Below are 6,084 nucleotides of genomic sequence, written 5' to 3'. Positions count from 1 at the left end.
TTAGTGCAGATACAACATAGTGGTTACGAAATTCAGCTTTTCAGTTCAATTAATAAACAGCCTAGACGAATCGATTAATAATCCCTGGATTTAAATTCCGTGGCACTCATAGCTGCTGTACTGTCATCTGGACATTAATTTGTCAAATCACGGAAGTTTGCACCTTTTTAAGTTTCTCTCATGCTGCATTTTTGTTTTGCCCGCAATAATGAAAAAAATTCAAGAAATTGCCTTTGAATTGATCGTATGCTATTGACCATTACATCTACCCATCGGCCGGCCTCCGACCTGAGTTATCTGCTGCACAAGCACCCCGATAAAGTTCATGAAATTGAAATTTCCACCGGGGTGGCCCACGTATTTTATCCCGAAGTGTCAGAAACCAGGTGCACGGTTTGTTTGTTGCTCGACATCGATCCGGTTGCTCTGGTGCGCCGCAGCAGCGGTTCGCGCGGCAATGATTTTGCCCTGGAGCAATATGTGAACGACCGGCCTTATGTGGCCAGCTCGTTTATGAGCGCCGCCATTGTAAAGGCATTTTCCACCGCTATGAACGGGCGTTGTAAAGACAAACCCGAGCTGGTGACCGTTCCCATGCCCTTGGAGGTGGAGTTGGCTGCCATCCCGGTACGTGGTGGCGAAACAGTGGTGAAAGAATTGTTTGAACCATTAGGGTATACCATCCACCTGCAGCGGCATCCGGTTGATCCGAAATTCCCCGAATGGGGTGAAAGCCGGTATTTTACCCTCCGTTTAACCAATACAGTAACGGTGCAGCAGCTACTATCTCACCTGTATATTCTGATCCCGGTTTGTGATAATGACAAACATTACTGGATCGGCCAGCAGGAGATGGAAAAACTGCTGGAAAAAGGGAAAGACTGGCTGCCCACGCATCCTGCCCGGGAATTCATTAACCTGCGGTATTTAAAACACCAGCGCAGTCTGGCGAACCAGGCGATGGAAATATTGTTAAAAGACGAAGTAAGCGAAGGTGACGAGGAGGAAACGGTAATAACAGAACCGGAACAAAAGCTACGAGTACATGATCTGCGTTTGCAGGCAGTACGGGATGAACTGGTAAAAGCCAATGCGAAAACGGTGGTTGATCTGGGTTGTGGGGAAGGAAAACTGTTGAAGTTACTACTTGCAGAAAATCAGTTTGAACGGATCCTGGGTATGGATGTAAGTTATCGCTCGCTGGAGATTGCAAAGGATAAATTAAAGCTCGATAAACTGTTGCCCAAACAACGGGAACGGATTGAATTGATCCAGGGTTCTCTCACTTACCGCGATCATCGCATCGAAGGTTTTGATGCGGCGGCACTGGTAGAGGTGATCGAGCACCTGGATGAACCGCGACTGGCTACTTTGGAAAAGATCATCTTCAGGTATGCCAAACCGGTTGATGTGGTAATAACCACGCCGAATGCCGAATACAACCAGCGGTTTCAACATTTTGAACAGGGACAAATGCGGCATACCGATCACCGGTTTGAATGGACGAGGGCGGAGTTTCAGCAGTGGGGCAATCGAATTGCAGAACAATATAACTACAGTGTTGTTTACAAACCGGTGGGGGAGGAAGATCCCGAAGTGGGCGCCCTGACGCAAATGGCGCTTTTTACAACAAAAGAATTCATTATAGGAGGTCAGCGATTTGGATCATATGGCAAATAATAGAAACATACATATACCTGAATTATCATTGGTGGTGTTGATAGGGGCTTCCAGTTCCGGCAAATCAACCTTTGCCCGCAAGCATTTCAAACCAACCGAGGTCATTTCTTCCGATCAATGCCGCGCCCTGGTGAGTGATAATGAGAACAGCCAGGAAACTTCTACAGACGCTTTTGACGTGGCCCGTTTTATTACGGGCAAGCGCCTGAAAGCGGGGTTATTGACCGTGATTGATGCTACCAACGTACAGGAAAGCGCGCGAAAAGACTGGGTACGGCTGGCGCGGGAATACCATGTGCTGCCGGTGGCAATTGTGATCAATATGCCGGAGAAGTTGTGTGTACAGCGTAACGAAACCCGGTCCGACCGGGATTTTGGCAAACACGTAATTCCTCAACAGATCAGTCAGTTGAGAAGGAGTTTGCGGCACCTGAAGCTGGAAGGCTTCAGGAACATTGTAGAGTTGCGTACGCCCGAAGAGGTAGATGCTATTGAGGCCATCATTCGCGACCCGTTGTACAACAACAAAAAGGACGAGCACGGTCCGTTTGATATTATTGGCGATGTACATGGCTGTTATGATGAACTGGTGGAACTGATAAATAAACTAGGGTATCAAAGTACAGAGGGCATATATCAGCACCCTGCGGGGCGTAAACTGGTTTTTGTGGGCGACCTGGTTGACCGCGGACCTAAAACCCCGGCGGTGTTGGATTTGGTGTTGACCAATGTAAAAGCGGGTACTGCTTTTTGCGTTCCTGGTAACCACGATGCCAAGTTGCTGAAATGGTTGAAAGGAAAAGAGGTGACCATTGCTCATGGTTTGCAGGAATCCATCGATCAGTTAAACAGGGAAACACCGGCCTTTCGGGAAAATGTAAAACAATTCCTCGACGGGTTGGTGAGTCATTATGTTTTTGATGACGGCAACCTGGTAGTGGCGCATGCCGGTTTACGGGAAGAAATGCATGGCCGGGGTTCCGGCGCCGTACGTGATTTTTGTATGTATGGTGAAACAACGGGTGAAATTGATGAGTTTGGTTTACCCGTTCGCTATAACTGGGCGGCTGAGTACAAGGGAAAAGCCATGGTGGTATATGGTCATACACCGGTGCCCGAACCGCAATGGCTGAACAGAACGATTGATATAGATACCGGTTGCGTTTTTGGCGGCAGACTCACAGCCTTGCGTTATCCTGAAAAGGAATTGGTGAGTGTACCGGCTTTGCGGGAATACACCGTTTCCAAACGCCCGTTGCAAAAAAAGGAAGGTCAGTTGTCGCTGCAGCAACAGCACGACGATGTACTGGATCTTGCCGATGTAACAGGCAAGCACATTGTTGAAACAACCTATGGTCATAACATTACTATCAAAGAAGAAAATGCCATCACCGCCCTGGAGGTGATGAGCCGTTTTGCCATCAACCCCAAATGGTTGATCTATCTGCCGCCAACCATGAGCCCTTCTGAAACAAGTAAACTCGATGGTTACCTGGAATACCCGACAGAGGCATTTGAGTATTACCGCAGTGTGGGGGTGGAGAAAGTGGTTTGTGAAGAAAAACACATGGGTTCGCGGGCCGTGTTAATAGTAGGCCGTGATGAGAATGCCATTAAGCAAACCTTTGGAATAGAAAATGAAGGAATAGGCACCGTGTATACCCGCACGGGCCGGCATTATTTTAACGATAAGAAAACAGAACAGGATTTTCTGTTGTTGGTAAATGATGCGTTGGAGAAATCGGGTTTTTATGACCGGATGCAAACCAGCTGGGTTTGTCTGGATACAGAGTTGATGCCATGGAGCGCCAAGGCGCAAAGCCTGCTCGAAACACAATACGGATCCGTAGGAGCCGCAGCCACCCAGGGTTTACACAGTGCAGTAGCAGCCTTGCAGCAAGCCGCTGCCCGTAATGAGGGCGTGTTCTCGTTGCTGGAGGAATACAAATTGAAACAACAGCAAACGGCCCGGTTTATAGAAGCCTATCGCCGGTATTGCTGGCCGGTGCACCGCCTTACCGATTATAAGCTGGCGCCATTTCATATTCTGGCCACCGAAGGCAAGACCTGGGTTGATCAGTCGCACGAATGGCATATGGAAAACATTCAGCTGATCTGTGAAGAAGACCCTACGGTATTGTTGTCCACGCCTTATAAGATCGTTGACCTGAACGACGAAGCCAGCATACAGGATGCCACCAGCTGGTGGTTGTCGTTAACGGCAAAAGGCGGCGAGGGCATGGTAGTGAAACCCTTTCAGTATATTCATACCAACAAAAAAGGGCTGGTACAACCTGCTATCAAGATCCGGGGACAGGAATACCTGCGCATTATCTATGGACCTGAATATACAACGCCTGCGAATCTGAACCGGTTAAAGTCGAGAGGACTGGGTGCTAAACGCTCGCTGGCCTTACGGGAATTTGCATTAGGCGTGGAAGGATTGGAAAGATTTATAAAAAAAGAACCGTTGCGCCGGGTGCATGAATGCGTTTTTGGCGTATTAGCATTGGAAAGCGAACCAGTTGACCCGCGATTGTAGTTCAATCACCTAACTTAGTAACATGAAATTTCTACACCCCGCTGTAAAGGAAGGCAAAAAATTTTTGAACCCGGTTCCAACAAACATCGAGACCGATACCAGTATCTGGGCCGTGTTGTGGAAGTATATTACCAATAAAGCGGAAACAACACCTAAAAAGAAATTAGGTCCCTTTACTACCGATGTGTCGAAGTATCAGCAACCGCCGGCATCAGGCCTTCGCATTACCTGGGTGGGCCATTCCAGTATCTTAATTGAAGTGGATGGCCTGCGCTTACTCACCGATCCGGTTTGGAGCGCACGGGCTTCGTTTTCGCAGTCCATTGGACCAAAGCGATTTTTTCCGGCGCCTTTGTCGCTCCAAAGCCTGCCCCCGCTGGATGCCATTATCATCTCGCACGATCATTACGATCACCTCGATAAACATGTGATCCCTTTTTTCACTAGGTCCAACGTGCCGTTCTATTGTTCAATAGGTGTTGGCCAGTACTTACAGGCATGGGGCATTCAAAAAGAAAGGATCCATGAAATGAACTGGATGGATTCGTACCAGATCACTGATACCTGTAAACTAACAGCACTGCCTGCACGGCATTTTTCAGGGCGCGGATTGACAAACCGGTTTGAAACCCTGTGGTCGTCGTTTATCATAAAAACAACTAACTATAATATTTACCATGGCGCCGACTCGGGCTGGTACGATGGCTTTTATGAGATTGGTGAAGCCTATGGCCCTTTTGATTTGACCATGCTGGAAATTGGGGCCTACAACCAAAGCTGGGCCGATATACACATGGGCCCCGATAACGCGGCCAAAGCGCACCTGGCATTAAAAGGAAAACTGATGATGCCTATCCACTGGGGCACTTTCAACCTGGCCCTGCATCCCTGGTACGAACCCATTGAACGGATCCTGAAACTGGCTGAGGAGAAGCACATTCAATTGTTTCTGCCCAAACCCGGCGAGCCAACGGTAGTAACCGGGGCGGCCTATAATTCCCATTGGTGGGAATAACCGGTAGTTTGAATAAAAGGATCAAGCCGTTTCCTGAAATAGTTTTACATTCAGGGGCACTTTCGTAATGAAAGATTAAAAAAAATTGCAATGAAAAGAACGATCCTTGCCATACTGCCTGTCCTGCTTGTTATAAGCGCCTTTCAATTATCAACTACTCATACAACCGGAACGGCGCCCATTATTACGCCGGATGTAAAAAGCCGCATCAACGCTACTTTAAAAAGATTCATCGATTCCGGCAAAACAGTCGGCGTTTCCGCCCTCATTTTTGAAAAGGGAAAAGAAGTGTATTTCAATTCCTTTGGGTATGCCGACCGCGAAGCAAAACTGCCCATGGACCGCAATACCCTGGTGCGCATTTTCTCTATGACCAAACCGGTGACGGGTGTGGCGCTAATGACGTTATATGAAAAGGGCGCGTTTCAGCTCGATGAGCCGTTGTCGAAATATTGTCCGGAGTTTACCGACATGAAAGTATACCAGGGTGTTGACGCCAATGGCAACCTGATACTGGAACCTGCCAAACGGCCCATCACCATTCGCGATCTTACCCGCCATACAGCAGGCTTTGCCGGTACAGATATTCCCGCCCTGGCCGAGCTGGTGAAGAAAGCCAATTATATGGCCCCGACCAATACGCTGAGTGAAATGGCAAAAAAGCTGGCGAGTCTGCCCCTGCAGTTTAATCCCGGCGATCAATGGGCGTATGGCCCTTCGGTTGATGTACAGGCTTATCTGGTTGAAAAATTATCAGGCAAACCGTTCGATCAATACGTGAAAGAAACCATTTTAGACCCGCTGAAAATGACCAACACCAGGTATGTAATACCCGAAAACGATCGCA

4 protein-coding genes are annotated in these 6,084 nt (G+C 48.2%); all 4 read left to right on the top strand.

Features of this window, described 5'->3' with window-relative positions; all coding sequences use genetic code 11:
* The first annotated feature begins 246 nt into the window (after positions 1 to 246).
* Positions 247 to 1,680 carry a 3' terminal RNA ribose 2'-O-methyltransferase Hen1 gene (locus ACJ751_RS19255; RefSeq protein ID WP_407747147.1) on the top strand — a complete coding sequence of 478 codons (1,434 nt, stop codon included), beginning with the start codon at positions 247 to 249 and terminating at the stop codon, positions 1,678 to 1,680.
* Positions 1,670 to 4,222 carry a polynucleotide kinase-phosphatase gene (locus ACJ751_RS19250; protein ID WP_407747146.1) on the top strand — a complete coding sequence of 851 codons (2,553 nt, stop codon included), beginning with the start codon at positions 1,670 to 1,672 and terminating at the stop codon, positions 4,220 to 4,222. Before ACJ751_RS19255 ends, ACJ751_RS19250 begins: the two co-directional genes overlap by 11 nt.
* A gap of 22 nt (positions 4,223 to 4,244) precedes the next feature.
* A complete protein-coding gene (locus tag ACJ751_RS19245; protein WP_407747145.1) occupies positions 4,245 to 5,237 on the top strand; it encodes an MBL fold metallo-hydrolase in 993 nt (330 codons plus the stop codon).
* A 90-nt stretch (positions 5,238 to 5,327) separates the two neighbouring features.
* Positions 5,328 to 6,084: serine hydrolase domain-containing protein (locus tag ACJ751_RS19240; RefSeq protein ID WP_407747144.1), on the top strand; the 757-nt coding region annotated here is incomplete at its 3' end.

It is taken from the genome of Niastella sp., from assembly GCF_045805085.1.
Taxonomy (GTDB): Bacteria; Bacteroidota; Bacteroidia; order Chitinophagales; family Chitinophagaceae; genus Niastella.
This window is presented reverse-complemented; position numbering and strand designations above follow the sequence as displayed.

Coding starts and splice junctions, on each gene's coding strand:
- ACJ751_RS19245 (WP_407747145.1), top strand. CDS start 4,245: ATGAAATTTCTACACCCCGCTGTAAAGGAAGGCAAAAAATTTTTGAAC.
- ACJ751_RS19255 (WP_407747147.1), top strand. CDS start 247: ATGCTATTGACCATTACATCTACCCATCGGCCGGCCTCCGACCTGAGT.
- ACJ751_RS19250 (WP_407747146.1), top strand. CDS start 1,670: ATGGCAAATAATAGAAACATACATATACCTGAATTATCATTGGTGGTG.